This is a genomic window from Paracoccus sp. PAR01, assembly GCF_014851995.1.
GTDB lineage: Bacteria > Pseudomonadota > Alphaproteobacteria > Rhodobacterales > Rhodobacteraceae > Paracoccus > Paracoccus litorisediminis.
Genome location: NZ_JACVAW010000009.1, coordinates 1 through 26397 on the forward strand (window position 1 = coordinate 1; position 26397 = coordinate 26397).

Consider the following 26397-nt stretch of genomic DNA (forward strand, 5'->3'; position numbering starts at 1 on the left):
CGAACCGCGCCATCTTCTCATCAGGCGCCGCACAAGCCATCAAACTTCCCGATTTTACCAGACAAACAACCGTCAAGGCCATCCGTCCGAACCGCTCCAGCACCCTGCCGGCTCGGTGAAGGCGTATCTACGGATCACCGCCAGAACCCGCAAGAGCAAAAACCACAAAAATATGAAATTGTTGGCAAGTGTATGAATTTATTATATAATCTATTCAGCGTGCTGTGGTGTCACCGGTTTCGGATCGGGTCGCACGCTGCGGAAACGCGCCCCCAGACGCAAAAACCAGAAGAATCGCAGGCCGAGCAGCAGCAGAATCGCCGCCAGAATCAGTGCTGGCTTCCGCTCCCATAGCTTCAGAGCCCAGATCCAATGCAGCGACGCGAGAATGGCTGCGGGATAGATCAGGCGGTGAAGGCGCTTCCACCCTGCCCGCATCCGGCGGATCGAAAAGCGGTTCGAGGTTACCGCCAGAGACAGCAGCATCAGAAAGGCCAGCATTCCAAAGATCAGGTAGGGTCGCTTGACCACATCCTTGAGCATTTGCGCCCAAAGCAGTGCCATGTCGAAGACGACCCATGCCGCCAGGTGCAGGACGGCATAGGAAAAGCAGATCAACCCCAGCGCCTGCCGGAAACGAACTAGGTTGATCCGGGTCAGCCGCAGCAGCGGTGTGACCGACAGCGTGGCAATCAGGAAATACAGCGCGGTGCGGCCAAGCCGATGCTCGATGTCTCGCACCGGCTCGACGCCAAGATTGCCCTGAAATGTATCCCAGACCAGTAGGGCCAATGGGATCGCCGCCAAGATCCAGACCAGCCAGACTGGGACATGTCGCAACCAGCGGTTCAGGCGCTGCGCCATCAGTAGTTCTTTGCCAGGTCCATGCCGGAATACATCTGCGCGACCTGATCCCCATAGCCATTGAACATCAGCGTTTCCTGACGCCCGCCCAGCAATCCGGCCCCGATGCGCCGTTCGGTGGCTTGCGACCAGCGCGGATGGTCCACCTGCGGGTTCACATTGGCATAGAAGCCGTATTCATTGGCCTGCAGCATCTGCCACGTCGTCTGCGGCTGCTTGTCGGTCAGGGTGATCCCGACAATCGACTTGATCGACTTGAAGCCGTATTTCCACGGCACGACCAGCCGGATCGGCGCGCCGTTCTGGTTCGGCAGCACCTTGCCATAGAGCCCGGTCGCCAAAATCGTCAGTGGGTTCATCGCCTCATCCAGACGCAGGCCCTCGCGATAGGGCCAGTCGATACCGCTGCTATAGGCCTGACCCGGCATCTGCTTGGGGTCTTCCAACGTCTGGAAGGCGACGTATTTCGCCCCAGCTTGCGGAGCGGCCTTTTGCAGGACCGCGGCCAGCGGCACACCCAGCCAGGGAATGACCATGGACCAAGCCTCGACGCAGCGCAGACGATAGATGCGCTCTTCCAGCGCGGAATCCGGGGCCAGATCCTCGACCGCATAATTTCCGGGGTGATCCACCAGACCGTCGATCTTGACCGACCAAGGCGCGGGTTTCAGCGTCGCCGAATAGCGCGCCGGATCGGTCTTGTCGGTGCCGAATTCGTAGAAGTTATTGTAATTGGTGATCTCTTCGAAGCTGTTCGGCTTTTCATCGGTGGACAGCGCCGAGGATTTTCCGGTCAGGCCAAAGGCCGGGGCGGCGATGCTGGCCATGCCCGCCGCGATAAGTGCCCGGCGGGTCAGATAGACCGGTTCAGGCGTGACCTCGGACCATTTGAGCTTCATCGGCAGCCTCCCTTTGACGGTGCAAGGATAGCAGCGGCGGGGTTAACCGCCGATGAACTTCTTCGTGTGTCAGGTGGTGACGTCAGGCTGCGCGCGACCGGTGAATTCGCGGATCAGGGCGATTTCCTCGGCGGCGGCGATGACCGGGGCCAGCGCCTCCTCGACCGGCAGCCCATGGCGGGCGGGATCGGCTTCGTAACGCTCCAGGTAGACGCGCAGGGTCGCGCCCTCGGTACCAGTTCCCGACAGGCGCAGCACCACGCGCGAGCCGTCGGTGAAGCCGATGCGGATGCCCTGCTTGGCCGAGACCGAACCGTCGACCGGATCGTGATAGGCGAAATCATCTGCCTGTTCGACGCTCAGGCCCTGGAATTGCTGACCCGGCAGATCGGCCGAGATATCGCGCAACCGCTGGATCAGGGCATTGGCGCGCTCGGACGGCACGGCCTCATAGTCGTGGCGCGAATAATAGTTGCGACCGAACTCGGCCCAATGCGCCGACATGATCTGTTCGACCGGTTCGATGCGGCGGGCAAGGATGTTCAGCCACAGGAGCACCGCCCACAGCCCGTCCTTTTCCCGCACATGATCGGAACCTGTGCCGGCACTTTCCTCGCCGCAGATGGTCACCCGACCCGCATCCAGCAGGTTGCCAAAGAACTTCCAGCCGGTCGGGGTCTCATGGCATTCGATGCCCAGTTTTTCGGCCACCCGGTCGGCAGCGCGGCTGGTCGGCATCGAGCGCGCGATCCCGGCAAGCCCCTTCTTGTAGGCTGGCGCCAGATGCGCGTTTGCCGCCAGAACGGCCAGACTGTCCGAGGGAGTGACATAGATCCCGCGCCCGACGATCATGTTGCGATCGCCGTCCCCGTCCGAGGCCGCGCCGAAATCGGGGGAGTCCTTGCCAAACATCGCCTGCATCAGATCGGCAGCCCAGACCGGATTCGGATCGGGATGGCCGCCGCCGAAATCGGGCGACGGCGTGCCATTCACGACCGTCCCCTTGGGCGCACCAAGGATACCTTCAAGGATCGCGGTCGCGTAAGGCCCGGTCACCGCATGCATCGCGTCGAAGCGCATGCGGAATCCGCCGATGAACAGGTTGCGGATCAGGTCGAAATCGAACAGCTCGCCCATCAGCTGGGCGTAATCGGCAACCGGGTCGACAATCTCGACCGCCATGTCGCCCATTTCGGTCTCGCCGATCACGGACAGGTCCAGATCCGCACTTTCAAGGATGCGGTATTCGGTCAGCTCCTGCGTGCGGGCAAAAATCAGGTCGGTCACGGATTCGGGCGCGGGGCCGCCGTTCGCTCCGTTGAACTTCATGCCGAAGTCCTCGTCGATGCCGCCCGGATTGTGGCTGGCCGACAGGATGATCCCACCATCCGCCCCCAGCTTGCGGATCAGGTTCGAGGCCGCGGGCGTCGACAGCAAGCCGCCCTGCCCCACGATCATGCGCGCCGCGCCATTCGCCGCGGCCATGCGCAGGATCACCTGCACCGCCCGGTCGTTGAAGTAGCGCCCGTCGCCGCCAAGGATCAGGATCTTGTCCTGCACGCCACCGATCGCATCAAAGACCGACTGGGTGAAGTTTTCCAGATAATGCGGGCCCATGAAGATCTTGGTCTTCTTGCGCAGACCCGAGGTGCCGGGCTTCTGCCCGTCGATCGGCTGGGTGGGAACGGTCAGGATGCGGGTCATGTCGCGCCTTTGGTTGTACAAGCCTTTGCGGGGATCTTGCATGTTTCCTGATGGCTTACCATGCCGCGTATGACGGCGGGGTAAAGTCCCGCCGATGGAAAAAAGGGCGGCCGCATCGCGACCGCCCGTTCTTGTGGCATGACCTTAGTGCAAAGGCACGCGCGGGCCGTTGTCGCCCGCCTCGCCCAGATGAGCGCCGGTGATGCGGTTGCCGACGATCAACCCGTCCGGCCCCGCGCCGACATGGACGGTCTGACCATCCATGATCTCGCCGCCCAGGATCATTTCGGCCAGCGGGTTCTGCAGACTGCGCTGGATCACCCGCTTCAGCGGACGCGCACCAAAGACGGGATCGTAACCCTCATCCGCCAGCCATTTCATCGCGTCATCGTCCAGATCCAGATAGATGTTGCGCTGCGCAAGGCGCTGCTCCAGCTGGAACAGCTGGATCTTGACGATCCCGTCCATATTGTCCCGCGTCAGGCGGTGGAAGATGATGATCTCATCCAGACGGTTCAGGAATTCGGGGCGGAAATGCGCCCGCACCGCGTCCATGACCTGCGTCCGCGCCTGACCGCTATCGGCCCCTTCGGGCAGCGTCGACAAAGCCTGCGCCCCAAGGTTCGAGGTCAGGATGATCAGCGTCTGCTTGAAATCCACCGTCCGGCCCTGCCCGTCGGTCAATTGACCGTCGTCCAGCACCTGCAATAGCACGTTGAAGACGTCGGGATGGGCCTTTTCGACCTCGTCGAACAGGATCACCTGATAGGGACGGCGGCGGACGGCCTCGGTCAGCGCGCCACCCTCGTCATAGCCGACATAGCCCGGAGGCGCCCCGATCAGGCGGGCAACCGAATGCTTCTCCATGTATTCGGACATGTCGATGCGGACCATCGCGCTGTCATCGTCGAACATGTATTCGGCGATGGCCTTGGTCAATTCCGTCTTGCCGACGCCGGTCGGACCAAGGAACAGGAAGCTGCCCAAGGGGCGTTTCGGGTCGTTCAGCCCGGCGCGCGCGCGACGGACGGCATTCGAGACCGCCGTCACCGCCTCGGCCTGACCGATGACGCGCTTGCCAAGGACTTCCTCCATCTTCAGCAGCTTCTCGCGCTCGCCTTCCAGCATCTTGCTGGTGGGGATGCCGGTCCAGCGTTCCACGACTTCGGCGATCTGCTCGGGGCGGACGGCTTCCTCGACCATCGGGCTGTCATCGTCGCCCTCGGCCTCGGCCAGCTTCTTTTCCAGACCGGGGATGATGCCGTAGGACAGCTCCCCGGCCTTCGCCAGATTGCCCTCGCGCTTGGCCTGATCCAGCTCGGCGCGGGCCTTGTCGAGTTGCTCTTTCAGATTGCGCGAGCCTTCCAGCCGGTCGCGTTCGGCCTGCCAACGGGCCGTCATCGTCGCCGACTGCTCCTGCAATTCGGACAGGTTCCGTTCCAGCTTTTCCAGCCGGTCCTTGGATGCCGAGTCGTCTTCCTTTTTCAGCGCTTCGGCCTCGATCTGCATCTGCAGGATCTGGCGGTCCAGCGCGTCCAGCTCTTCGGGCTTGCTGTCCACTTCCATGCGCAGACGGCTTGCGGCCTCATCGACCAGGTCGATGGCCTTGTCGGGCAGAAAACGGTCGGTGATGTAGCGGTTCGAAAGCGTCGCCGCAGCCACCAGCGCAGCGTCGCTGATGCGGACACCGTGATGGAGTTCATATTTCTCCTTGATGCCGCGCAGGATCGAGATCGTATCCTCGACCGTCGGCTCGGTGACCATCACCGGCTGGAAGCGCCGGGCAAGGGCCGCGTCTTTCTCGATATACTTGCGGTATTCGTCGAGCGTCGTCGCGCCGACGCAATGCAACTCACCCCGCGCCAGGGCGGGCTTGATAAGGTTCGCGGCATCCATCGCGCCATCGGTCTTGCCCGCGCCGACCAGCACATGCAGCTCGTCGATGAACAGGACAACTTCACCGGCAGCGTTCTCGATTTCCTTGAGAACGGATTTCAGCCGCTCCTCGAACTCGCCGCGATATTTCGCACCCGCGATCAGCGCGCCCATGTCCAAGGCCCAAAGCTGCTTGTTGCGCAGGGATTCCGGCACGTCGCCATCAATGATGCGCAACGCGAGGCCCTCGGCGATCGCGGTCTTGCCGACGCCCGGTTCACCGATCAGCACCGGGTTGTTCTTGGTCCGGCGCGACAGCACTTGCATGGCGCGGCGGATTTCTTCGTCCCGGCCGATGATCGGGTCGATCTTACCCTCGGCCGCGGCCTCGGTGAGGTTGCGGGCATATTTCGACAGCGCTTCATAGCTGTCCTCGGCGCTGGCGGTATCGGCGGTGCGGCCCTTGCGAATGTCGTTGATCGCCGCATTCAGCGATTGTGCCGTGACCTTACCCGCCGACAGCGCGTCGCGGGCATTGGTGTTGACGACTGCCAAGGCAGTCAGCACGCGCTCCGCCGGAACAAAGCTGTCGCCAGCCTTCTTGGCCAGCTTCTCGGCCTCGTCCAGCACGCGGACCATGCTGGGATCGACATAGACCTGACCCTGTCCGCCACTGACTTTGGGTTGCTTGGCCACCGCCTGATCAACAGCCTGACGCACGGCTTGGGCATCGCCCCCGGCCCGCGAAATCAGGTTGCTGGCGAAGCCTTGATCGTCATCCATCAGCGCCTTCAGCAGATGTTCGGGCATGACGCGCTGGTTGTCTTCGCGGATCGCGATAGTCTGGGCCGCTTGCAGGAAACCGCGCGACCGTTCCGTGAATTTTTCCATATCCATATGAAATTCCTTTCCTCAGCCCCCGCATGGGACCGCCCGCATTCGGCACGGCCCCTCGGGTCCTGCCTGTGAAATGGGCAGCCAGAAACGGGGTTTCAAGACTCGCGCATCCCCCATATAACCGCGCCGTTTGTCGCAGAGTTTGCCTGAAAATTGAGGAATGGGAATGGATGATCGTCTGATCGTGGCGCTGGACGTGCCGAATGCGCTGGCCGGGCTGGATCTGGCCGAAAAGATCGGCGACGCCGCCAGCTTCTACAAGATCGGTCTTGGCATGCTGACCGGGGGCGGTCTGGCGCTGGCCAATGAGCTGAAACAGGAACATGGCAAGCGCATCTTCCTGGACATGAAGTTCTTCGACATCGGCGCGACGGTCGAAGCCGCCGTGCGCGGCATCGCGCAATATGATCTGGATTTCCTGACCGTGCATGGCGACCCCCATGTCGTGCGCGCGGCGAAACAGGGTGCGGCGGGCTCGAACCTGAAGATCCTCGCCGTCACCATCCTGACCTCGCTGGACCGCGCGGATCTGGATGCCGGGCTGATCGTTCCGGGCGACGTGACCGAGATCGTGACCACCCGCGCCGCCCGCGCCTTTGAGGCCGGTGCCGATGGCGTCATCGCCTCCCCGCGTGAGGCCGCGCTGATCCGCGCCCTGCCGGAATCGGCGGGCCGCTTGATCGTGACACCGGGCGTGCGTCCGGCGGGCTCGGATGCGGGCGATCAGAAACGGATCGAGACCCCTGCCACCGCCATCGCCAATGGCGCCGACCATATCGTCGTCGGCCGCCCGATCTGGCAGGCCGCAGACCCACGCGCCGCGGCGCAGGCCATCGTCGCGGAACTGCCGCGCTAAAGCCCCAGCACCTGCGCGACGTGGCTGCGAAAATGCGGCACGGCGCGCGGGTGCGCCACGAATTCGGAAATCGGCATCATCCGCCATTCCTGCCCCTCATCGCCAAAGCGGATCGAGGCGATTTCACCAATCGTCAACGTCCCGACGAACAGCCATGAATCGCGCCCCGGACGGGTGACCGATGGCATGATCTGCCCCGCAAGCCGCGAGGGATCAAGGCGCAGTCCGAATTCCTCATCCAGTTCCCTCAGCGCGCATTCGATCGGCGTCTCGCCCGGTTCGGCCTGGCCGCCGGGCAGGTCCCAATGGCCCGGAAAGGGAAGCCAGTCGAAGTCGTCCCGCAGGCAGGTCAGCAGGTTCGCGCCCTGCGTCAGGATCAGTTTCGCGCCAACAAAGCTCATTTGTCGTCGTTGATGTCGCGGGTCCAGATCCGCACATCCCCCCGGCTCGAGCCAAAGATCCGGCGCAGACCCAGCCAGATCGCGCCGCTAAGCGCTGCCGTCACCACCAGCGCCATCGGCAAGCCCCCGGTCCAGATTCCGGCCAGTATCGCCAACCCCATCAGGCCGGTCGCCAACGCGATGCCAAGGAAAAACCAGCCCGGCAGCACGATCTCCAGCGCGCCCAGTATCAGTGCCGCGATGATCCAGATCCAGCCGTGCATCACGCCTTGCCGCCCTTGAACAGCTTGAAGGCATCGCCCATCGCCTCGACCGCCGACGCGGGCAGGATAATCGTCTGCTTGCCCTGCCCCTTGCCGACATCACCCAGCACCTCGACCTGACGCATGGCGACCTGATATTGCGCGGCCTCGATCCCGCCTTCGCGGATCGCCCCGGCGATGGCGCTGGTGGCGAATGCCTCGGCCTCGGCCAGAATGCGCTTGGCCTTGGCCTGCTGCTCGGCGGCGTAAAGATCGCCATCGGCGGCCAGTTCGACGGCGCGACGCTTGCCCTCGGCCTCGGTCACCTGTGCGCGGCGGGCGCGCTCGGCATTCAACTGCTGCAACATGGCGGCGCGGGTAGCATCGTCCAGATTCACGTCCAGAATCTCGGCCCGCGTTACCTCGATCCCCCAATCGTCAACGACATTGGCAAGGCTTTCACGGATGCGCTCGATCAGGCGGGCGCGGTTCGACTGGACCTGATCCAGCTCCATCGTGCCGATCTCGGAACGCACGATGCCCGCGACCGTGGTGGCAATGGCCGCGTCGATGTCGCGGATCCGGTAGACGGTCTTTTCAGGCTCAATGATACGATAGAAGACCGAGCTTTCGACCTGCACCAGTACGTTGTCGGCAGTGATTGCGTCCTGCCTGCTGGTTGGCAATTGCCGTTCCAGCACCGAGATCTTGTGCGCCACCCGGTCAAGGAAGGGCACGGTGAAGTTGATCCCCGGCCCCAGCACCGAGCGCAGCCGCCCGAAACGCTCGACCACGTATTTTTCCGATTGCGGCACGATGCGAACGGCCGAGGTGACCGCAAGGAAGATGACGATCGCAAGGACGATCAGGGCAATATTCTGGCCGATCAGTTCGGCGAAGTCGGTCTGCATCTTCCGGTCCCTTGTGTCAGGAGATCATTCGGCAGCGATTGCGGATTCGCTTTCATCCGGGCGCAATCCGGCCAGTTTTTCGACGATGCGGGCAAAGCGCGCGGCAAAGATGTCGAAGTCCGGGCGCGGCTCGATGCGCTTTTCATCCATGTAAAGCGAGCGATCCAGTTCAAGCTGGACGACATGGACATTGCGCGTGGGCTTGCCATAGGCCGCCGCGATATAGGCCCCCGAGAAGGGCGAATTCTTCTGCACGCGGAAACCTTCGCCCGAAACGGCCTCGACGACAGCTTTGGCGATCCGGGGCGCGGCCGAAACGCCGTTGCGGTCACCAAGCACGAAATCCGGACGCGGGCGCGGCAGATGCGCCAGGGCATCGCGAGGCATGGAATGCATGTCGATCAGAATCGCCCCGCCAAAGCGGCTGATCGCCTCGTCGATCAGGGCGGAAAGGGCATGGTGATAGGGATGCCAGAGCCGGGCGATTCGCAAATCGGCCTCTTCCCTGGCAATGGGACGGTCGTGAATCACCCGCCCTTGCGAGACAACGCGCGGAATCACCCCCAGCCCGGCCATGATTCGCGGGCTCATGATCCGGGGAACCGCACCCGCGACGACCAGAGGGTCGATTTCATCCGGCCCGCGATTGAGGTCGACGACACAGCGCGGCACCCGCGCTGTCAGCACCACCGCACCGTGATCCAGCGCCGGCGCAATCAGCCGATCGACGAAAGCATCCTCGGATGAGCGCAGATTCTGTGGATCAAGGCGCGATTCGGCCAAAAACCAGTCGGGATAACAGCGCCCTGAATGCGGCGAGGCAAAGATCACGCCGCCCAGCCAGTTTTCAGGGCGCGATAGATCGAAGGTTTTGTCGTCCAGGCTCATGCACGGAAATCCTTGGGAACTCGGCTGGCTGGGCAAGATCTGCCGGGCGGAATACAGTTCCGGTTATAGCTCAAGTTCAGCTTGAGCCAAGTCCGGTTCAGAAACATTGCAAAAGGGGGTTGCAGCCCCCGACAGGCGTATATATAGAGCCGCAGACCAAGGAGAAATGGACGCGAAAGCGCACAGATCGCCGGGCAAGTGGGCGGTTAGCTCAGCGGTAGAGCACTACGTTGACATCGTAGTGGCCACTGGTTCGATCCCAGTACCGCCCACCATCTAATTCCGCGCCCCGGGCAATGACCGGGGCATTTCAATTCCATGGCGCCTTTTGCGATGCGCCGCGATAGGAGAAGACCCATGAAGGTTCGCAATTCGCTCCGCTCGCTCAAGAGCCGTCACCGCGATTGCCAAGTTGTGCGCCGTAAAGGCCGCATCTATGTCATCAACAAGACCAACCCGCGTTTCAAAGCCCGCCAAGGCTGATCCGCGACACTTGTTGCCCAGTTGAAACGCCCGCTGCGTCCCCCGCAGCGGGCGTTTTCCTTTGTCGATTCGTTGCGCCCTGCCGTGGAGGCTGACTGCCCCCACACCCCCGTGGGTATTTCCGAAACGATGAACTCAGAATCGCGACAGGACCAGCCCGCCCGCAACCATCAGCGCGGCAAGGATCCTCGGCAGCGAAATATCGCGGATCGGCAGACCGAACGCACCGCTGCGGTCGAGGAGAATCGCCGCGACGATCTGGCCAAGCGCCAGCGCGCAAAGCGCGGTCAGCGCGCCCAGACGCGGCAATGACCAGACCATCGCCCAGACATAGAAGGCCCCCAGCAGCCCCCCGGCCCACATCCACAGCTCGGTCTGGGTCGCGCGCAGGAAGCCTCGGCCCTGCCCCATGAGCAGCGAAAGCGTAACAAGGATCATGAAACCCACGCCGAAGGAAATCGCCGCTGCCGCCAGCGGGCTCTGGGCCTGACGCGCCAGCGCGGCGTTGATCGGTGCCTGCACGGCGATGCAGATCCCCGCCAGCACGATCAGCGCGGCGGGCAGAAGTGAGTGGATCATGGGCGGGCTCCTTCTGTTTCCGGCTCGGCCAGAAGCGCATTTAAAGTCTGACGCGAGACATATCCCGTTACCCGCAAATTATGCACGGCCTGATAGCGGCGCAGCGCCTCGCGCGTGTCGTCGGTGAAGCGGCCATCGACCTCGCCCGGTATCAACTTGGCTTGATCCAGACGGGTTTCGATCAGCATGCGGGTGGTGGTGTTCAGGCCAAGCGCGGCCTCTTCCTGCTGCGCGGCCCTTGTCGTCGCCAGCAGATTGTCATGACGAAGCCGCGCTTCGGCGACATGGGAGCCTTGCGGGAAGCGGTCGAGATATTGCTGATAGGCCGCGGCGCTGTCCTGCCGGCGCGCCCATCTGAAGGTTGTCGAATCGCCACTGGCCCTTGGCTGCAGCAATGGATGCTGGCCGCTCGAGGCAAGTTGACGACGCGCGTCGATGGCGAAAAGCCCTTCGGGATAACGACGCAGGTAGTTGCGCAGGCGTTCGATGCCGCCGCGCGCGCCACTGCGTTCCCAGAAATCGCGATCCTGCTTGCCGCCGGGTTCACCCAAGGCGGCAACCTGCCGCCGCAGTTCAGCCAGTTGCGGAACGGTCAGATCTCCGGTTGGGTCAGCGCGGTTTCGTCTTTGCCAATCGCGAAGGGCCTCTCGGGTCTGGACGCCGATCCTTCCGTCAAGCGGGCCCGGTTCTAAGCCAAGTCGGGCAAGGGCGCGCTGGATCTCCAGTTGATCGGCAGGGGCCAGCTGCAATGTCGATGCGACCTGCGGCTGTTCCTGCAGGCGCAACGCCGCGCGGCGTTCGCGAGCGGCGGTGGCAAAGCTGCCCATGGGGAAGCGTTCAAGATAGGTGGACCAGGCCTTGATCGTGTCCAGCGCCGCCGCCTCGGCCCATGCGCTGCGGTCTAGGGCGGATGGCTGATCCTGCTGACCTGCCGGCATGGGCCGAACCGGGACCATCTGCGGATCACCGCCCGGCAGCAGCTCGACGCCCTGCCCCACCGACAGCGCACGGGCAACCGAGCGTCCCGCAGCCAGTTCCCGCAATGCCCGCGCCACCGCCTCGGGCGAGCCAGTGACAACCGAGACCCCTTCGGCATTGCTCATGGGGCCGATCCCACTGGTCAGACCCTGATCATGGGGCATGTCCTGCTGATCGGTACCCAGAAGCAGCACCGCATCCCTGTTCGCCATCAACTGCGTGATCAGCCCCAGCGGCACGCCCTGTGCACCTGCGCCCAGCGGGCCGGACTTCTGCGCCTCGGTGCCCATGTACCATGTCTCGGACCCGTCATTCAGGAAACGGCCGCTGAGCATCACCACCCGCGCGCCGGGTTCGAGATCGTCACGCGCGAGCAGATCCAGCACCTGCCGCAACTGCTCCGAGGGCAGATCGACACCTTCGGCAGTGACAAATCCCGCCTTGCGGATCACTGCGGCCAGGGCGGCGGTATCTGACCCGGCCAGATCGGGGGCATTCCGGTAATCCGCATTGCCGATGACCACCGCGCGATTCTCGGCCATGGCCGGAGCCGCGCCCGCAAGGGCGGCCAGCAGAAACAGGAAATACCGCATCGACGATCCTCATGGCCTTTTATTGGCGGCCGGGGTTCAGTCGTAGCTGCGCCGATCCTCGATGACCTTGCCGTCATTCGGAAGTGATCCCGGCGCAACCAGTTCGATCCGGCCACGAAGTTTCAGGGTGTCCAACACCGCTGCCTCGTATCTTGCCGCATCTTTGCTGTCGGTTTCCAGCAGCACTGTCATCACATCCATGTCTCCGGCACGATCGGCGAGCACGCGGGCGCGCCTTAGATCAGGATGGCGCGAGACCAGCGCTGCCACCTGCTCGGGACGGACGAACATGCCCTTGATCTTGGTGGTCTGGTCGGCGCGGCCCATCCAGCCCTTGATGCGCATGTTGCTGCGTCCGCAGGGACTGGTTCCGGGCAGGACGGCGGACAGATCGCCCGTTGCAAAGCGGATCAGCGGATAGTCGGGGTTCAGCGTGGTCACCACAACCTCGCCCACCTCACCATCGGGGACCGGATTGCCGGTTCCGGGGCGGACGATTTCGACGATCACGCCTTCATCGACGATCATCCCTTCAAGCGCCGGGGATTCATAGGCAATCAGCCCCAGATCGGCGGTGGCATAGCATTGCGTCGTGGCAATGCCTCGATCGACGTAAGCCTGACGCAGGCTGGGAAACAGCGCCCCACCCGAGACGACGGCACGGGTAAAGGCCAGCGCCTCGCCCATCTCGTCGGCCTTATCGAGGATGATCTTCAGGTAATCGGGCGTCCCGGCATAGGCGGTGGTGCCGATATCCACGGCGGCGCGGACCTGCAATTCGGTCTGGCCGGTGCCCGCGGGCAGGACGGCGGCATCGACGGCGCGGGCGGCGCTTTCGAACATCATGCCCGCCGGCGTCAGGTGATAACCGAAGCAGTTCTGCACGATGTCACCCGGCCCGACCCCCGCGGCCGACAGGAATCGCCCCAGCCGCCACCAGTCATTGCCGCGCCGTCCCGGCTCATAGATCGGACCGGGGCTTTGAAAGATGTTCTCGAACTCATGCGGATAGCGGGTGGTGAAGCCCCCAAACGGTGGCGATTTCCGCTGCGCTTCCGAGAGTTCGGATTTCCGGATCACCGGCAGGGCGGCAAGCCCCGCGCGCGTGGTGACCGCAGCGGGATCGACCCCTTGCAGGATGCGGGCCATGGCCGGGGCAGTCTGCGCCCGTGCAATTGCTGCGGGCAATGCATTGGCCAGCCATCTGGCGCGCTCATCGGCGCTGCGGGTCTCTAGTTCGTCATAGAATGTCATCGGACGCCTTTCGCCGAAAATCAGGCCAACCAGCGTTTGCGGCGGCGATAGGAGCGCACGTCGCGAAAGCTTTTCCGGCCCTGCTCGGACATGCCGAGGTAGAATTCCTTCACATCCGGGTTTTCGCGCAGCGCCTCGGCCGGGCCGTCCATCACCACCCTGCCGCTTTCAAGAATGTAGCCGTGATGGGCATAGCGCAGCGCGACATTGGTGTTCTGCTCGGCCAGAAGGAAGGTCACGCCCTCGCCCTCATTGACCGCCTTGACGATCTCGAAGATCTGCTCGACCAGCTGCGGCGCAAGGCCCATGCTGGGCTCATCCAGCAGGATGGTTTCGGGCCGCGACATCAATGCGCGTCCCATCGCGCACATCTGCTGTTCACCACCCGAAGTATAGCCCGCCTGACTTTTGCGGCGCTCTTTCAGGCGCGGGAAATAGGAATAGACCATCTCAAGGTCGCGGGCGATCGCGGCGCGGCCATCGCTGCGGGTATAGGCGCCGGTCAGCAGGTTTTCCTCGACGGTCAGGTGTTCGAAGCAATGCCGCCCCTCCATCACCTGAATGACGCCCTGTTTCACCAGCGCAGCCGGGTCCATGCCCTGCACGGGCGCGCCGCGATAGGTGATCTGTCCCTTGGTGACCTCGCCCCGTTCGGATTGCAGCAGGTTCGAGATGGCCTTCAGCGTGGTGGTCTTGCCCGCACCATTCCCGCCCAGAAGCGCGGTGATACCGCCCTTGGGCACGGACAGACTGACACCCTTCAGCACAAGGATGACATGGTTGTAGATCACCTCGATATTATTGACCTCGAGCAGCGGGCCTTGGGTGGCGTCAGGCATAGTTCCCCCAGTCTGGAATGCCCCGGCGACAGGCCGCCGGGGCGCGCGGGATCAGCAGCGCGGCGTGATGTTGAATTCCTTGGCAAAGGCCTCGCTGTCGGAAGCGATCAGCGGGTTCAGAACCTCTTGGTCAGGTTCGGTGAACTCGGTGATCAGGCTCCATTTCTTGGCGTTGGCGTCCCATTGCTGGATCCGGGCCATGCCGCTGCCGCCGTGGTTGTCGCAGCTCATCTTGATCTCGGGGCCGAAGTCAGGCAGGCCGATCTCGGTCAGGCGTGCAGGCGTGATGTCGAGCGCCTCAAAGCCGTCACGCAGTTGCGTGGCGTTGATCGCGGGGGTCCCCGCCAGCTCCTGCGCCTTCTTGATCGCTTCGGCGATCACCACCGCCGCATACATGCCGCGCGAATACAACGCCGAGCCGACGAACTGCCCGCCCTGCGATGCCTTGCCCGGCTCGATGACGAATTTCTTCATGTCGGCATAGACCGGGTAATCGGTCCCGACGCCGTTGAAGGTCAGCGACTTGTAGCCATGTGCGGCGGCACCGACCGGCAACACGTCAACCTCGGAACCCGACCACCAGACACCGATGAAATTCTCCATCGGGAAGCGGATATTCGCGGCCTCTTGAATGGCGGTCTGGTTCATCACGCCCCAGCCCCACATCAGCACGTAATCGGGCTTGTCGCGGCGGATCTGCAGCCATTGGCTTTTCTGCTCTTGTCCCGGAGGGTCGATCGGCAGTTCGGTCAGGGTGAAGCCGTGCTTCTTGGACAGATCCTGCAGGGTGCGGATCGGCTCCTTGCCATAGGCCGAATTGTGATAGACCAGCGCGACCTTTTTGCCTTTCAGGTCGCCACCGCTTTGGTCCAGCAAGTATTTCACGGCGACCGAAGCCCCGTCCCAATAGTTCGCGGGCGCGTTGAAGACCCATTCGAAGACGCTGCCATTCTTGGCCGAGGTCCGCCCATAGCCCGGCGTATACAGCACGATCTTGTCGGCCGAGACCTTGGGGATCAGCTGATAGGTGATGCCGGTGGACAAGGGGTTATAGACCAGCGCGCCCGAGCCCTTGGTGGCCTCGTAGCATTCGACACCCTTTTCGGTGTTATAGGCGGTCTCGCATTCCGGGGTCTGGATCTTTTCGCCGCCGATGCCGCCATCGCGTTCATTCAGCAGGGCGAAATAGTCGTTGAACCCGTCGGCATATTGCGTGCCGTTCGCGCCATATGGGCCGGTGCGATAGCTAAGGTTCGGCACGACCAGATCGGCCATGGCGGGGGCCGCGGCCAGAATGGCCCCCAGCGCGACGGTAGCAAGCTTCAGTTTCATCCTGGTTCTCCTCCCAAGGGTGATGTGCCGGTTATCCGGTCTTCAATGCGGGAACGGCCACAGCCGCAGCTTTTCCTTTGTCAGTCGCCACAACCGCGCGAGGCCATGCGGCTCGACGATCAGGAAGAAGATGATCAGCCCGCCGACGATCATCAGTTCCAGATGGGCCGCCAGATCGGTCGGCCATCCCAACCGTACCACCAGCAGGTTTTTCAGCAGGACCGGCAGCAGGACCAGAAAGGCCGCCCCGGCGAAGCTGCCAAAGATGCTGCCAAGGCCGCCGATGATGATCATGAACAGGACAAGGAAGCTTTTGTTGATGCCGAAGGCCTCACTGGCTTCTGCCGCGCCCAGATAGACCGAAAACAGCAGCGCCCCGGCAATGCCGACAAAGAAGCTGCTGACGGCAAATGCGGACAGTTTCGCGGTCAGCGGGTTCACCCCGATGATCTCGGCCGCGATATCCATGTCCCGGATCGCCATCCATTTACGCCCCACCATGCCGCGGGTCAGGTTGCGCGCGACCCATGCCAGCACCACCGCAAAGATCAGACAGGTCAGGTATTTCGCCGGAGCACTCGTCGCAGGCCCGGTCACCGCCCAGCCAAAGACGGTGCGCTCAGGCGCGTTGATCTGCCCCGAGGCCGAGTAGTTGTAAAACCACGGCACCTTGTTGAAGAGCCAGACCAGAAAGAACTGCGCGGCCAGCGTCGCCACGGCCAGGTAAAAGCCCTTAATCCGCAGACTGGGCAGCCCGAACAGCATCCCCACCACGGCGGTGATCGCCCCTGCCAGCAGGATATGGACAAAGATCGGCACGCCCGGAAGGGCGGTCATCAGCTTGTAGACCGAATAGGCCCCCACCGCCATGAAACCGCCGGTCCCCAGACTGACCTGCCCGGCATAGCCCGTCAGGATGTTCAGCCCGATTGCGGCGATGGCATAGATCAGGAACGGCACCAGAACAGCATTGGCCCAGTAACTGTCGATGACAAAGGGCACGACCAGAAAAGCCACTGCCAGCAACGCGTAATAGCCCCAACGGTCCAGCCGGATCGGGAAGGTCTGGCCATCGTCGCGATAGCTCGTCTTGAAGTCACCCGCCTCGCGATAGATCATCTGCCCCTCCCGGCATCAGCCTTGCCGTGGGGGCTTCGCGCCCCCACACCCCCGCGGGATATTTCCGCAAGAAAGAAGCTCGGTCGCACCGGTTTCTTTCTTGTCCAAATATCCCCGCCGGAGGCATTGAATCTTTTCACCTCAGACCCGCTCGATGATCCGCTCGCCAAACAGGCCCTGCGGCCGGAAGACGAGGAACAGCAGCGCCAGCACATAGGCGAACCAGTTCTCGGTCGCGCCGCCGACCATCGGACCGATGAAGTATTCAAACAGCTTCTCGCCCATGCCGATGATCAGCCCGCCGACGATGGCGCCGGGGATCGAGGTAAAGCCGCCCAGCATCAGCACCGGCAGCGCCTTTAACGCGATCAGCGACAAGCTGAATTGCACACCCGATTTCGTGCCCCACATGATGCCCGCTACCAGCGCGACAAAGCCCGCGATCGACCAGACCATGATCCAGATGAAGCGCAGGCTGATGCCCACCGACAGCGCCGCCTGATGGTCGTCGGCGACCGCGCGCATCGCCCGGCCCTGCTTGGTATATTGCGAGAAGCCGACCAGAGCTGCCACCAAGGCTGCCGCGATGACCGTTGCCCAGATGTCGAGCCGGTCGATGAAGAAGCCATAGCCCAACCAGTTGTTTGTTGCCGTCTCGATGCTGTCCGAGATGCCTTGGGGCAGGCCCACATCCAGCACCTTCACATCGGCGCCCCACATCACGTCGCCCAAGCCCTCAAGGAACCAGGCCAGACCGATGGTCGCCATGAACAGGATGATCGGCTCCTGGCCGACCAGATGTTTCAGCACCAGTTTTTCCACCGCGATGGCCAGACCGACCATGATCAGCGCGGTCAGTGCGATCCCGAAGATCGCGGGCACGGTCCAGCCGAAGCGGTCCACATGCACGCCGAACGCCGCATTGATCAGATGTGCAAAGGGCACGCGCCCTTCCATGATTCCCACCAGCGTCATGGCGGCGAACAGCGCCATCACCCCTTGGGCATAGTTGAAGACACCCGAGGCCTTGTAGATCAGCACAAAGCCAAGGGCGACCAGCGAGTACATCACCCCGGCCATCAGCCCGTTGACCAGCACTTCGCTTGCGTAAAGGAATTCCATGCGCTTGCCCCTTACTCGTGCGCCACGCCCAGATAGGCGCTGATGACCTCGGGATTATTGCGCACCTCGTCGGGGGTGCCGTCACCGATCTTGCGGCCGTAATCCATCACCACCACCCGGTCGGACAGATCCATGACCACGCCCATGTCATGTTCGATCAGGACGATGGTCGTGCCGAATTCGTCGTTCACATCAAGGATGAAGCGGCACATGTCCTCTTTCTCCTCGACGTTCATGCCGGCCATCGGCTCGTCCAGAAGCAGGATGCGCGGCTCGGCCGCCAAGGCGCGGGCCAGTTCGACGCGCTTTTTCAGCCCGTAGGGCAGACGGCCGACCGGGGTCTTGCGGATGTTCTGGATTTCCAGAAAGTCGATGATCTTTTCGACCTGAGCGCGGTTTTCGACCTCTTCGCGTTCGGCGCGGCCCCACCACAGGGCTTGGCTGAACAGCGATGATTTCATCTTGTTCAGCCGCCCCGTCATGATGTTGTCCAAGACCGACATGCCATCGAACAGCGCGATGTTCTGGAAGGTGCGCGCCAGCCCCAGACGCGCAACCTGATAGGGTTTCATCGGCGGGCGCTTTTGCCCCTCGAACCAGATCTCGCCCTGCTGGGGCACATAAAAGCCCGAGATCACGTTCAGCATCGAGGATTTGCCCGCGCCGTTCGGCCCGATGATGGCGCGGATCTCGCCCTCGCGGATATCGAAGCTGATGTCCTTGATCGCCACCACCCCGCCAAAGCGCAGGGTGATGTTTTTCAGGTCCATCAGCACGGGGCGGGTCGCGCCCTTGTCGGTGCTGAATTCGGCTGCGGGCGTTGCGATCATGATGCCAGCCACACCCTTTCCAGCAGCGACAGCCCGATATTGTAGGCAATCAGCGCCGCGCCCCACAGATGCGCCTTGCCCAGGGGCAGCGCCGGCCACAGGCGCGAGATCAGCAGCACGCCAAAGATCGCGCCGACGGCCCCGGCAAAGACGTGAAAGATGTTCGGTGGCAGGATCGAGGCCAGAATCCATGCCAGAACGATCCCGGCAATGCCGAAGGCGATGGCGAAGACATAGGCGGGTTTTTCGGTGCTCATGCTGCAATTCCCCTTGGTTTCACATGGAGGGCCGGGGGTGCGACCTGGGCATCCTCGATCCGCAGCGTCGCCTTGATCCTGCCCTTGCGGCCATCTTCATAGGTGACTTCGGTTTCGGTAAAGACGTTTTGCGATCCATCGTAGAGCGCGGCGATCAGGTCGGCATATTTGTCGGCAATCACGCCCCGGCGAACCTTGCGGGTGCGGGTCATTTCGCCATCGTCGGGGTCCAGTTCCTTGTGCAGGACCAGAAAGCGGCTGATCTGGCAGCCCGATAGCATCGGGTCCTCGGCGACCGAGGCATTCACCTGCGAAACATGGTCACGGATCATCGCATAGACCTGCGGATGCCCGGCCAGTTCCTGATAGCTGGCATAGGCGATGTTGTTGCGCTCCGCCCAGTTTCCGACGGCGGTCAGGTCGATATTGATGAAGGCGGTGCAAAATTCCCGCCCCGCTCCGAAGACCACCGCCTCAAGGATGTTGGGATAGAACTTCAGCTTGTTCTCGACATATTTGGGCGCGAACATCCGGCCATCGGCCATCTTGCCCACATCTTTCGCGCGGTCGATGATGCGCAATTGCCCGGTCTGTTCCTCGAAGAAGCCAGCATCCCCGGTCGCGACCCAGCCCTCGGGGTCCTTGGTCGAGGCGGTGCTGTCGGGATTGCCGAAATATTCGACGAACGTGCCGGGGCCGCGATAGAAGACCTCGCCGCTTTCGGCGATCTTCAGTTCCACCCCCGGCGAGGGCACGCCAACCGTATCGGGCCGAACCGCGCCGTCTGGCTGCTGGGTGATAAAGACCGAGGCCTCGGTCTGACCATAAAGTTGCTTCAGGTTGATCCCAAGGCTGCGATAGAAGCTGAAGATCTCGGGGCCGATCGCCTCGCCTGCGGTATAGCCGACGCGGATGCGGGAATAGCCCAGCGTGTTTTTCAGCGGTCCATAGATCAGCAGGTTGCCAAGGCCATAGCGCAGCCGGTCCAGCGGCCCGACCGAACGACCCTCAAGGATGGATGGGCCGACGCGGCGGGCCAGATCCATGAAATGCCGAAACAGCCCACGCTTGATGCGGCCTGCATCCTCCATGCGGATCATCACGCTGGTCAGCTGGCCCTCAAAGACCCGCGGCGGGGCAAAGAAATAGCTGGGGCCGATCTCGCGCAGGTCGGTCATCATCGTCTGCGCGCCCTCGGGGCAATTGACGGTGAAGCCTGCCGAATAGGCCTGTCCGACCGAGAAGATGAAATCGCCGACCCATGCCATCGGCAGATAGGCCAGCACTTCTTCGGCTTCGGTCAGGCGGTCGAAACCGGCGCTGTTCTTCGAAGTCTCGATGATATTGCGGTTGGACAGGACGACGCCCTTGGGCTTGCCGGTCGTCCCCGAAGTATACAGCATCACGCAGGTATCGTCATAACCCAGCCCGGCAATGCGGGCGTCCAGTTCCGCGCCCAGACGCTGCTCGGCGGCGCGGCCCTCGGTCTGGATGTCGGCCAACGCGTTCATCCGAGAATGGTCGTATTTCCGCATGCCGCGCCGGTCGGTATAGATCAGGTGCTGAACGGCGGGGGCGCGGTCGCCGACCTCAAGCACCTTGTCGACCTGTTCCTGATCGCCGCAGACCACGAAACGCGCGCCGCAATTGCCCAGCACATAGGCCATCTCATCGGCGACAGCGTCCTGATAAAGCGGCACCGGAACCGCGCCGCACATCTGCGCCGCAACCATCGACCAGTAATGCATGGGCCGATTGCGGCCGATGACGGCGACATGCTCTCCGGGCTTCAGGCCCAGCACCAGAAACCCCAGCGCGATGTCGCGGATCTGGCGCGAGGTCTCGGCCCAGGTCCAGCTTTGCCAGATCCCGAACTCTTTTTCCCGGTAGGCGGCCCGGTTCCCGAACTGCAAGGCGTTTCGCGCCAGCAAAGCGGGAATGGACCGCAGCCCGGCCTCGGCAGACTGCATGTTGGACATGGGTTCCTCCGCGCCGTCCGGGCTCCCCTCCCATCCGGCAAGTTCAGCTTAGCCCGGTAATCCTTGCGCGAATTTGTCCCGAATCCTACGAATTGTTACGGGGCCGGGGCCAGCCTTGCGGGGGGACATGCTGACCGAGGAAAACCATGGCGAATTGACGAGGTCCGGGCTGAACCTGATTCAGCAGGCGATCTCGATTTTTGATGCCGACCTGCGGCTGGCGGTCTGCAACCGGCCCTATCAGGCGATGTTCGCTTTGCCCGATGAACTGACCCACCCCGGCACGCGGTTCGAGGATACGATCCGCTACCTTGTCCTGCGCGGCGAATATGGCCCGCAGGACGATCCCGAAGCCGCAATCCACGAACGCGTGGCGCAGGCCCGCACCTTTCAGCCCCATTACATGGAGCGTCAGCGCGCCGACGGGCGCTGGATCTCGGTCGAGGGGGCGCCGCTGTCGCAAGGCGGCTGGGTCGCGGTCTATACCGACATCACCCCGATCAAGCAGCATCAGGAACTGCTGCGCGCCCGGTCCGAGGAACTGTCCGAGCTGGTCCTTGACCATGCCGAGCGGCTTTCGGCGGCAAACCGGGCCTTGGCCGCGACCAATGCCGCGCTAGAGGAAGCCAAGCGCATCGTCACCGAGCAAGAGCAGCGCACAAGGCAGGTGACGGCGATGGTCCCGGCGCATATCGCGCATATGGACCGAGATTATCGCTACACCTTCTCGAACAACCAGATCTCGGCAGTGTTTCCGGGTGCCGGGGCCTCGATCCTTGGCCGCGACGGGGTCGAGGTGCTGGGTCCCGAGACCTTTGCCCGCATCCGCCCGCATATGGACCGCGCGATCGAAGGCCAGCCGCAGGTGTTCGAGATCACCCACCCGCCATCAGGTCGGCGCATCCGGATCGCGCTGACCCCGGACCAGAACGGTCGCGGGGCCTATATCCTGTCCACCGATGTCACCGCCGAGGTCCACTCGCGCGAGGCGATGGCCCATGCCGCCAAGCGCGCGGTGGCGGCGCAGGTAACCTCGGGCATGGCGCATGATTTCGGCAACCTGCTGACGGTGATCCTTGGGTTGCAAGCACGCCTGTCACGGGCCGGGCTGACGTCCGAGCAGGCCGAGGATGTGCAGGCCACGCAGGCAGCCGCCCGGCGCGGGGTCACGCTGCTGGCCGGAATCGCCACCCTGACCGGACGGCGCGATCACCGCCCGCGCCCGGTCGATCTGCGCTTGCTGCTGGACGAACTGGCGACGATGACCCGGCCCAGTCTTGGCGCAGGCATCCGCCTGGACATCGCCCCAGACCTGCCAGAAACGCAGCTGATGCTGGACCCCGGCGCGCTGCAGGATGCGTTGCTGAACCTGATCCTGAACGCCCGCGACGCGATGCAGGGACAGGGAAACATCACCATCGCCGCCCGCCCCGCCGGGCATTGGCTGGAACTGGTCGTGACCGATTCCGGCCCCGGCTTTTCCGCCGATGCACTGGAACGCGCGACCGAACCTTTCTTTACCACCAAGGGTGGGCAGGGCTCGGGTCTGGGCCTGTCGATGGTCTATGACCAGATCAAGCTGGCGGGTGGGACGATGCGGCTGGCCAATGCGGATGGGGCGCAGGTGACGATCCGCCTGCCTTGGCACGCGGTCAGCCCGCTGCTGATCTTGCTGGTTGAGGACGATCCCGACATCCGCGCCACCACGCGCGAAATGCTGCTGGCCCAAGGCCATGCCGTGATCGAGGCCGCCGCCCTGTCCGAGGCACGCGACCTGACCGACCTGCCGGGGCTGGCGCTGATCCTGTCCGATCTGCAGCTGGGCGATGGTTCGGGCGACGCGCTCGCCGATGCGGGCCTGCCCCTGATCCTGATGACCGCCCTGCCCGCCAGCGCCCCCCAACGCGAGGGCTTGCGCGTTCCGGTCTTGACCAAACCATTCGATGAGGCCGAACTGGCCATGGCCCTGATGAAGGTGACGGATGACTGACGCCCCGCTGATCGCGATCCTTGACGACGAACCCGAGATCCGCCGCCTGCTGTCCGCGGCCCTGGTCGAGGCGGGCTTTCGCACCCAATGCTTTGCCCGCGCCACCGAATTCGAGGCCGCCCTGCGTCGCATCCAGCCCGAGGCCTGTTTGATCGATCTGGGCCTGCCCGACCGCGACGGGCTGGCGCTGGTCCACCGGCTGGCCCGCGAATCCGGGGCGGCGATCATCATCATCTCGGGGCGGGCACAGGTGCAGGACCGGGTGGCGGGGCTGGAGCTGGGGGCCGATGATTACATCATCAAGCCCTTTGAACCCGCCGAGGTCGTGGCCCGCATCCGCGCCCGGCTGCGCAAGCCCGCGCGGGATGCGGGCGCGGGCCGCCAGCTGATCCGCTTTGCCGGTTGGACCGTCGATTTCGACCGCTATGCGCTAACCTCTCCCGAGGGTGAGGAAACCCCGATCAGTCATGCCGAGGCCGAGGTGCTGCGGCTGTTCCTCGACAATCCGCGCCGGCTGATTTCGCGCGCGCAGATGCTGGAAACCTTGGGCGGATCAGCGGGCGAAAGCTTTGACCGGGCGATGGATGTGCGCATCTCGCGGCTGCGGACCAAACTGGGCGAGGACCCGAAAAGCCCGCGGCTGATCAAGACGATCTATGGCGCGGGCTATATCTTCCTGGCCGAGCCCGCCTGATCGCGCTTGCGGCAGGGCCTCATGCGACTATCCTGCCCGCCGCGAATTGCCACGAGGAAGCCATGCCCACCGTCTATGTCCTGAACGGCCCAAACCTGAACCTGCTGGGCCAGCGCCAGCCCGAAATCTACGGCAGCACCACGCTGGCCGATGTCGAGCGCGCCTGCACCGATCTGGGCCGCGAGCTGGGGCTGGAGATCCGCTTCTTCCAGTCGAACCATGAAGGGGTGATCGTCGACACGATCCACGAGGCCCGGCACGAGGCCAATGCGATCATCATCAATCCCGGCGCACTGACCCACACCTCGGTCGCGATCCTCGACGCGCTGAACACCTTCGACGCGCCGGTGATCGAGGTGCATATCTCGAACATCCACAAGCGCGAAAGCTTCCGCCACCATTCCTATGTCAGCCTGCGGGCCGAGGGCGTGATCGCGGGTCTGGGCACCCACGGCTATCTGCTGGCACTGCGCCATCTGGCGCCGCTGGTCGGCGCGGATCAGCCCCGGCCTTAAGCGAACAGCCCGCGCGCGGCCAGCTCGGCTGCCAGCGCTTCGGCATCGGTGAAATGGATCGCATCCATGCCGACCGCGCGGGCACCTTCGACATTCGGCAGGCTGTCGTCGATGAACAGGCAGTCCTGCGCGACCAGCCCGTTGCGGTCCAGAAGCATGCGATAGATCGCGGGCTCGGGTTTCAGCAGCGCGACCTGCCCCGACACCACGATGTCGCGAAAGACCGTACCCAACCGAGGATACAGTTCAAGCGCGGCAGGCCAGGTGTCCGCAGCCCAATTGGTAATCGCGTAAAGAGGCACATCCCGCGCCGCCAGATCCTCAAGAATTTCCCAAGTGCCCGGCACGGTCTTGTCGATGGTGACCGGAAAGGTCGTCAGGTAGTGGGCCATATGCCGCGCCAGATCGCCATGTTCGGCCTTTGCCGCTGCCAGCCCATCGGCAAAACTGCGCCCGCCATCCTGCAACCGGTTCCAGCGCGCGAAATCGATCTGCCGCAGCCAGTCCTCGGCCGCGTCGCGGGTGGTGAAGACATCGGAAAAACCCAGCGCCGCATCCCATTCGATCAGCACCGCGCCAAGGTCAAAGATCACGTTCTTAGTCGTCGCCATGCCGCAAACCCCCTGCATTCTGGCCCAAACCTGAGCATCGTCCTGCCCAAGGTCAAGAAACGGAAATGCCACGGGACCAAAGCCCCGTGGCATGATGTCATCGCAATCCGAAAGGGATCAGCCGCGCAGGTCTTCCGGCAGCAGGGCTTCCGGGAAGTTCTGGTAGCTGACCGGACGCAGGAAACGACGGATCGACAGCGTGCCGACCGAGGTCGCGCCGAAGTTGGTCGAGGCCGGGTACGGCCCGCCATGAACCATCGAATCGACCACTTCCACGCCGGTCGGGAAGCCGTTGACCAGCACACGACCCGATTTGCGCTCAAGCACCGGGCGCAGTTTCTGCGCATCGGCCAGATCGTCCGCATCCATGTGGATCGTAGTGGTCAGCTGACCTTCGAAGCCTTTTGCCAGCGTCACCATCTCGTCGACGGATTTCACGCGAACGATCAGGCCAAGCGGGCCGAAGACCTCTTCACCCAGCGCGTGGTCCTGCAGATAGGCTTCGGCGGTGGTTTCATAAAGGTTCGGGTTCGCCTGACGATCCGACGATTCCGTCGCATAGACCGGGGTCACCGAATTGCGCGATTCAAAGCGTTCCTTGCCGTCGCGATAAGCTTTCGCGATGCCGTCGGTCAGCATGGTCTGCGCGCCGACCTTTTCCAGACCGGCCTTGGCGGCGGCGGTGTAACGGTCAGCTTCCGGACCGTCGATCACGACCGAGATGCCCGGATTGGTGCAGAACTGGCCCGCGCCCATGGTCAGCGAACCGGCCCAGCCAGCGCCCAGTTCCTCGGCGCGGGCGGACATCGCCTGCGGCAGCAGGAACATCGGGTTGACCGAGCCCAGCTCACCGAAGAAGGGGATCGGCTCGGGGCGCTGTGCGCACAGGTCGAACAGCGCACGACCGCCGCCGAGGCTGCCGGTGAAGCCCACGGCCTTGATGCGCGGATGCTGGACCAGCGCGGTGCCGACATCGCGGCGACCGCCCTGGATCAGGCTGAAGACGCCCGGGTGCAGGTTGCGTTTCGCGATGGCAGCGGCGACGGCCTCGGCCACGATCTCGCCGGTGCCGGGATGGGCCGAGTGGCCTTTGACGACGACCGGGCAACCAGCAGCCAGAGCGGCGGCGGTGTCACCACCGGCGGTCGAGAAGGCCAGCGGGAAGTTCGAGGCGCCGAAAACGGCAACCGGGCCGATGGGACGCTCGACCAGACGGATCTCGGGACGGGCAGCCGGCTTGCGGTCGGGCAGCGCCGCGTCGAAGCGGCGGTCAAGGTACTCGCCTTTGCGGATATGGTCCGCGAACAGGCGCAGCTGGCCGGTGGTGCGGCCGCGCTCGCCCTGCAGGCGGGCTTCCGGCAGGCCGGTTTCCTGGCTGCCGATCTGGGTGATGGCATCAGCGCGGGCTTCGATTTCGTCCGCGATGGCCTCAAGGAACAGGGCACGTTCCTCGCGCGAGGAATAGCCATAGCTCCAGAAGGCGTCTTCCGCGGCTTCGCAGGCGCGGTTCACCAGATCGACGGTGCCGACGCTGAACGCATGCGACGGGCCGGTTGCCGGTTCCGAGGGGAAGGTCTGCTCGGTCGCGACCCATTCGCCAGCGATCAGATGTTTGCCGTGAGGGGTGAAGGTCATTGGGGAGGTCCTCCGTTTGGTCGGACACTATTTGGCATCTTGGTATACCA

Annotated in this window: 25 protein-coding genes and 1 tRNA gene; 6 read left to right on the plus strand and 20 right to left on the minus strand. The window is 63.5% G+C overall.

The window, feature by feature from the left end:
- Nucleotides 1-210 precede the first annotated feature (210 nt).
- From IB235_RS14345 to clpB, 4 genes are all read right to left on the minus strand, one after another.
- A complete protein-coding gene (locus IB235_RS14345; protein WP_192337292.1) occupies nt 211-864 on the minus strand; it encodes a sulfite oxidase heme-binding subunit YedZ in 654 nt (217 codons plus the stop codon).
- On the minus strand, nt 864-1763 hold the full coding sequence (msrP, locus tag IB235_RS14350; RefSeq protein ID WP_192337293.1) for a protein-methionine-sulfoxide reductase catalytic subunit MsrP: 900 nt from the start codon (nt 1761-1763) through the stop codon (nt 864-866). The genes IB235_RS14345 and msrP overlap by 1 nt, the downstream gene beginning before the upstream one ends.
- A 69-nt stretch (nt 1764-1832) precedes the next feature.
- On the minus strand, nt 1833-3467 hold the full coding sequence (locus IB235_RS14355) for an alpha-D-glucose phosphate-specific phosphoglucomutase (RefSeq protein WP_192337294.1): 1635 nt from the start codon (nt 3465-3467) through the stop codon (nt 1833-1835).
- 144 nt (nt 3468-3611) lie between these two features.
- Complete coding sequence (gene clpB / locus IB235_RS14360) at nt 3612-6239, minus strand: ATP-dependent chaperone ClpB (RefSeq protein WP_192337295.1); 2628 nt, start codon at nt 6237-6239, stop codon at nt 3612-3614.
- 166 nt (nt 6240-6405) lie between these two features.
- On the opposite strand from clpB, the gene pyrF reads away from it, so the two are divergent.
- Nucleotides 6406-7095 carry an orotidine-5'-phosphate decarboxylase gene (pyrF, locus tag IB235_RS14365; RefSeq protein WP_170297626.1) on the plus strand — a complete coding sequence of 230 codons (690 nt, stop codon included), beginning with the start codon at nt 6406-6408 and terminating at the stop codon, nt 7093-7095.
- Here the strand turns inward: pyrF and IB235_RS14370 are convergent.
- The 4 genes from IB235_RS14370 to IB235_RS14385 are packed head-to-tail and all read right to left on the minus strand — an operon-like array spanning nt 7092 to nt 9537.
- Nucleotides 7092-7496 carry an NUDIX hydrolase gene (locus IB235_RS14370; protein WP_192337296.1) on the minus strand — a complete coding sequence of 135 codons (405 nt, stop codon included), beginning with the start codon at nt 7494-7496 and terminating at the stop codon, nt 7092-7094. The genes pyrF and IB235_RS14370 overlap by 4 nt on opposite strands.
- A complete protein-coding gene (locus IB235_RS14375; protein WP_192337297.1) occupies nt 7493-7759 on the minus strand; it encodes an NfeD family protein in 267 nt (88 codons plus the stop codon). Before IB235_RS14375 ends, IB235_RS14370 begins: the two co-directional genes overlap by 4 nt.
- Nucleotides 7759-8649: an SPFH domain-containing protein gene (locus tag IB235_RS14380; protein WP_155039195.1), complete on the minus strand. Its 891-nt coding sequence runs from the start codon at nt 8647-8649 to the stop codon at nt 7759-7761. The genes IB235_RS14375 and IB235_RS14380 overlap by 1 nt, the downstream gene beginning before the upstream one ends.
- A 24-nt stretch (nt 8650-8673) precedes the next feature.
- Nucleotides 8674-9537, minus strand: a complete 864-nt coding sequence (locus tag IB235_RS14385) for an N-formylglutamate amidohydrolase (RefSeq protein ID WP_155039194.1) — start codon at nt 9535-9537, stop codon at nt 8674-8676.
- Between the two features lie 200 nt (nt 9538-9737).
- Here IB235_RS14385 and IB235_RS14390 point away from each other — a divergent pair.
- A tRNA-Val gene (locus IB235_RS14390) sits at nt 9738-9812 on the plus strand.
- Between the two features lie 82 nt (nt 9813-9894).
- A complete protein-coding gene (ykgO, locus tag IB235_RS14395; protein ID WP_011746405.1) occupies nt 9895-10020 on the plus strand; it encodes a type B 50S ribosomal protein L36 in 126 nt (41 codons plus the stop codon).
- A gap of 135 nt (nt 10021-10155) precedes the next feature.
- Here the strand turns inward: ykgO and IB235_RS14400 are convergent, their stop codons facing one another.
- The 10 genes from IB235_RS14400 to IB235_RS14445 all read right to left on the minus strand — a co-directional run bounded on the left by IB235_RS14400 (nt 10156) and on the right by IB235_RS14445 (nt 20893).
- A complete protein-coding gene (locus tag IB235_RS14400) occupies nt 10156-10599 on the minus strand; it encodes a DMT family transporter (protein ID WP_155039193.1) in 444 nt (147 codons plus the stop codon).
- Nucleotides 10596-12170 carry a peptidoglycan-binding protein gene (locus IB235_RS14405; RefSeq protein WP_192337298.1) on the minus strand — a complete coding sequence of 525 codons (1575 nt, stop codon included), beginning with the start codon at nt 12168-12170 and terminating at the stop codon, nt 10596-10598. The genes IB235_RS14400 and IB235_RS14405 overlap by 4 nt, the downstream gene beginning before the upstream one ends.
- A 36-nt stretch (nt 12171-12206) precedes the next feature.
- Entirely contained in the window at nt 12207-13424 is a 1218-nt protein-coding gene (locus IB235_RS14410; RefSeq protein ID WP_192337299.1) for a phenylacetate--CoA ligase family protein, read from the minus strand.
- Nucleotides 13425-13444: 20 nt separating this feature from the next.
- Entirely contained in the window at nt 13445-14263 is an 819-nt protein-coding gene (locus tag IB235_RS14415; protein ID WP_192337300.1) for an ABC transporter ATP-binding protein, read from the minus strand.
- A 51-nt stretch (nt 14264-14314) separates the two neighbouring features.
- Complete coding sequence (locus IB235_RS14420) at nt 14315-15595, minus strand: ABC transporter substrate-binding protein (protein ID WP_192337301.1); 1281 nt, start codon at nt 15593-15595, stop codon at nt 14315-14317.
- A gap of 42 nt (nt 15596-15637) precedes the next feature.
- A complete protein-coding gene (locus IB235_RS14425; RefSeq protein WP_192337302.1) occupies nt 15638-16714 on the minus strand; it encodes a branched-chain amino acid ABC transporter permease in 1077 nt (358 codons plus the stop codon).
- 141 nt (nt 16715-16855) lie between these two features.
- Complete coding sequence (locus tag IB235_RS14430; protein WP_155039187.1) at nt 16856-17836, minus strand: branched-chain amino acid ABC transporter permease; 981 nt, start codon at nt 17834-17836, stop codon at nt 16856-16858.
- 11 nt (nt 17837-17847) lie between these two features.
- The gene (locus IB235_RS14435) at nt 17848-18666 is read right to left on the minus strand and encodes an ABC transporter ATP-binding protein (protein WP_192337303.1); all 819 of its coding nucleotides are present in this window, start codon (nt 18664-18666) and stop codon (nt 17848-17850) included.
- Entirely contained in the window at nt 18663-18923 is a 261-nt protein-coding gene (locus IB235_RS14440; RefSeq protein ID WP_155039185.1) for a hypothetical protein, read from the minus strand. The genes IB235_RS14435 and IB235_RS14440 overlap by 4 nt, the downstream gene beginning before the upstream one ends.
- Nucleotides 18920-20893 carry an AMP-binding protein gene (locus IB235_RS14445; protein ID WP_370576903.1) on the minus strand — a complete coding sequence of 658 codons (1974 nt, stop codon included), beginning with the start codon at nt 20891-20893 and terminating at the stop codon, nt 18920-18922. The genes IB235_RS14440 and IB235_RS14445 overlap by 4 nt, the downstream gene beginning before the upstream one ends.
- A gap of 136 nt (nt 20894-21029) precedes the next feature.
- Here IB235_RS14445 and IB235_RS14450 point away from each other — a divergent pair, with 136 nt between their 5' ends.
- The 3 genes from IB235_RS14450 to aroQ all read left to right on the plus strand — a co-directional run bounded on the left by IB235_RS14450 (nt 21030) and on the right by aroQ (nt 24101).
- Complete coding sequence (locus tag IB235_RS14450) at nt 21030-22892, plus strand: PAS-domain containing protein (RefSeq protein ID WP_192337415.1); 1863 nt, start codon at nt 21030-21032, stop codon at nt 22890-22892.
- Complete coding sequence (locus tag IB235_RS14455) at nt 22885-23586, plus strand: response regulator transcription factor (protein WP_192337305.1); 702 nt, start codon at nt 22885-22887, stop codon at nt 23584-23586. The genes IB235_RS14450 and IB235_RS14455 overlap by 8 nt, the downstream gene beginning before the upstream one ends.
- Before the next feature lie 62 nt (nt 23587-23648).
- Nucleotides 23649-24101, plus strand: coding sequence for a type II 3-dehydroquinate dehydratase (gene aroQ, locus IB235_RS14460; protein ID WP_155039182.1), 453 nt, complete (start codon nt 23649-23651; stop codon nt 24099-24101).
- Here aroQ and IB235_RS14465 read toward each other — a convergent pair.
- Both IB235_RS14465 and IB235_RS14470 read right to left on the minus strand, forming a co-directional pair.
- On the minus strand, nt 24098-24712 hold the full coding sequence (locus IB235_RS14465) for an HAD family phosphatase (RefSeq protein ID WP_155039181.1): 615 nt from the start codon (nt 24710-24712) through the stop codon (nt 24098-24100). The two genes, aroQ and IB235_RS14465, sit on opposite strands and share 4 nt — an antisense overlap.
- Nucleotides 24713-24829: 117 nt before the next feature.
- On the minus strand, nt 24830-26347 hold the full coding sequence (locus IB235_RS14470; RefSeq protein WP_192337306.1) for an aldehyde dehydrogenase (NADP(+)): 1518 nt from the start codon (nt 26345-26347) through the stop codon (nt 24830-24832).
- Nucleotides 26348-26397 lie beyond the last annotated feature (50 nt).

What these genes read in the sequence shown, in the direction of transcription:
- IB235_RS14345 (WP_192337292.1), bottom strand. Translation starts at nt 864, where the DNA reads ATGGCGCAGCGCCTGAACCGCTGGTTGCGACATGTCCCAGTCTGGCTG.
- msrP (WP_192337293.1), bottom strand. Translation starts at nt 1,763, where the DNA reads ATGAAGCTCAAATGGTCCGAGGTCACGCCTGAACCGGTCTATCTGACC.
- IB235_RS14355 (WP_192337294.1), bottom strand. Translation starts at nt 3,467, where the DNA reads ATGACCCGCATCCTGACCGTTCCCACCCAGCCGATCGACGGGCAGAAG.
- clpB (WP_192337295.1), bottom strand. Translation starts at nt 6,239, where the DNA reads ATGGATATGGAAAAATTCACGGAACGGTCGCGCGGTTTCCTGCAAGCG.
- pyrF (WP_170297626.1), top strand. Translation starts at nt 6,406, where the DNA reads ATGGATGATCGTCTGATCGTGGCGCTGGACGTGCCGAATGCGCTGGCC.
- IB235_RS14370 (WP_192337296.1), bottom strand. Translation starts at nt 7,496, where the DNA reads ATGAGCTTTGTTGGCGCGAAACTGATCCTGACGCAGGGCGCGAACCTG.
- IB235_RS14375 (WP_192337297.1), bottom strand. Translation starts at nt 7,759, where the DNA reads ATGCACGGCTGGATCTGGATCATCGCGGCACTGATACTGGGCGCGCTG.
- IB235_RS14380 (WP_155039195.1), bottom strand. Translation starts at nt 8,649, where the DNA reads ATGCAGACCGACTTCGCCGAACTGATCGGCCAGAATATTGCCCTGATC.
- IB235_RS14385 (WP_155039194.1), bottom strand. Translation starts at nt 9,537, where the DNA reads ATGAGCCTGGACGACAAAACCTTCGATCTATCGCGCCCTGAAAACTGG.
- ykgO (WP_011746405.1), top strand. Translation starts at nt 9,895, where the DNA reads ATGAAGGTTCGCAATTCGCTCCGCTCGCTCAAGAGCCGTCACCGCGAT.
- IB235_RS14400 (WP_155039193.1), bottom strand. Translation starts at nt 10,599, where the DNA reads ATGATCCACTCACTTCTGCCCGCCGCGCTGATCGTGCTGGCGGGGATC.
- IB235_RS14405 (WP_192337298.1), bottom strand. Translation starts at nt 12,170, where the DNA reads ATGCGGTATTTCCTGTTTCTGCTGGCCGCCCTTGCGGGCGCGGCTCCG.
- IB235_RS14410 (WP_192337299.1), bottom strand. Translation starts at nt 13,424, where the DNA reads ATGACATTCTATGACGAACTAGAGACCCGCAGCGCCGATGAGCGCGCC.
- IB235_RS14415 (WP_192337300.1), bottom strand. Translation starts at nt 14,263, where the DNA reads ATGCCTGACGCCACCCAAGGCCCGCTGCTCGAGGTCAATAATATCGAG.
- IB235_RS14420 (WP_192337301.1), bottom strand. Translation starts at nt 15,595, where the DNA reads ATGAAACTGAAGCTTGCTACCGTCGCGCTGGGGGCCATTCTGGCCGCG.
- IB235_RS14425 (WP_192337302.1), bottom strand. Translation starts at nt 16,714, where the DNA reads ATGATCTATCGCGAGGCGGGTGACTTCAAGACGAGCTATCGCGACGAT.
- IB235_RS14430 (WP_155039187.1), bottom strand. Translation starts at nt 17,836, where the DNA reads ATGGAATTCCTTTACGCAAGCGAAGTGCTGGTCAACGGGCTGATGGCC.
- IB235_RS14435 (WP_192337303.1), bottom strand. Translation starts at nt 18,666, where the DNA reads ATGATCGCAACGCCCGCAGCCGAATTCAGCACCGACAAGGGCGCGACC.
- IB235_RS14440 (WP_155039185.1), bottom strand. Translation starts at nt 18,923, where the DNA reads ATGAGCACCGAAAAACCCGCCTATGTCTTCGCCATCGCCTTCGGCATT.
- IB235_RS14445 (WP_370576903.1), bottom strand. Translation starts at nt 20,893, where the DNA reads ATGCAGTCTGCCGAGGCCGGGCTGCGGTCCATTCCCGCTTTGCTGGCG.
- IB235_RS14450 (WP_192337415.1), top strand. Translation starts at nt 21,030, where the DNA reads ATGCTGACCGAGGAAAACCATGGCGAATTGACGAGGTCCGGGCTGAAC.
- IB235_RS14455 (WP_192337305.1), top strand. Translation starts at nt 22,885, where the DNA reads ATGACTGACGCCCCGCTGATCGCGATCCTTGACGACGAACCCGAGATC.
- aroQ (WP_155039182.1), top strand. Translation starts at nt 23,649, where the DNA reads ATGCCCACCGTCTATGTCCTGAACGGCCCAAACCTGAACCTGCTGGGC.
- IB235_RS14465 (WP_155039181.1), bottom strand. Translation starts at nt 24,712, where the DNA reads ATGGCGACGACTAAGAACGTGATCTTTGACCTTGGCGCGGTGCTGATC.
- IB235_RS14470 (WP_192337306.1), bottom strand. Translation starts at nt 26,347, where the DNA reads ATGACCTTCACCCCTCACGGCAAACATCTGATCGCTGGCGAATGGGTC.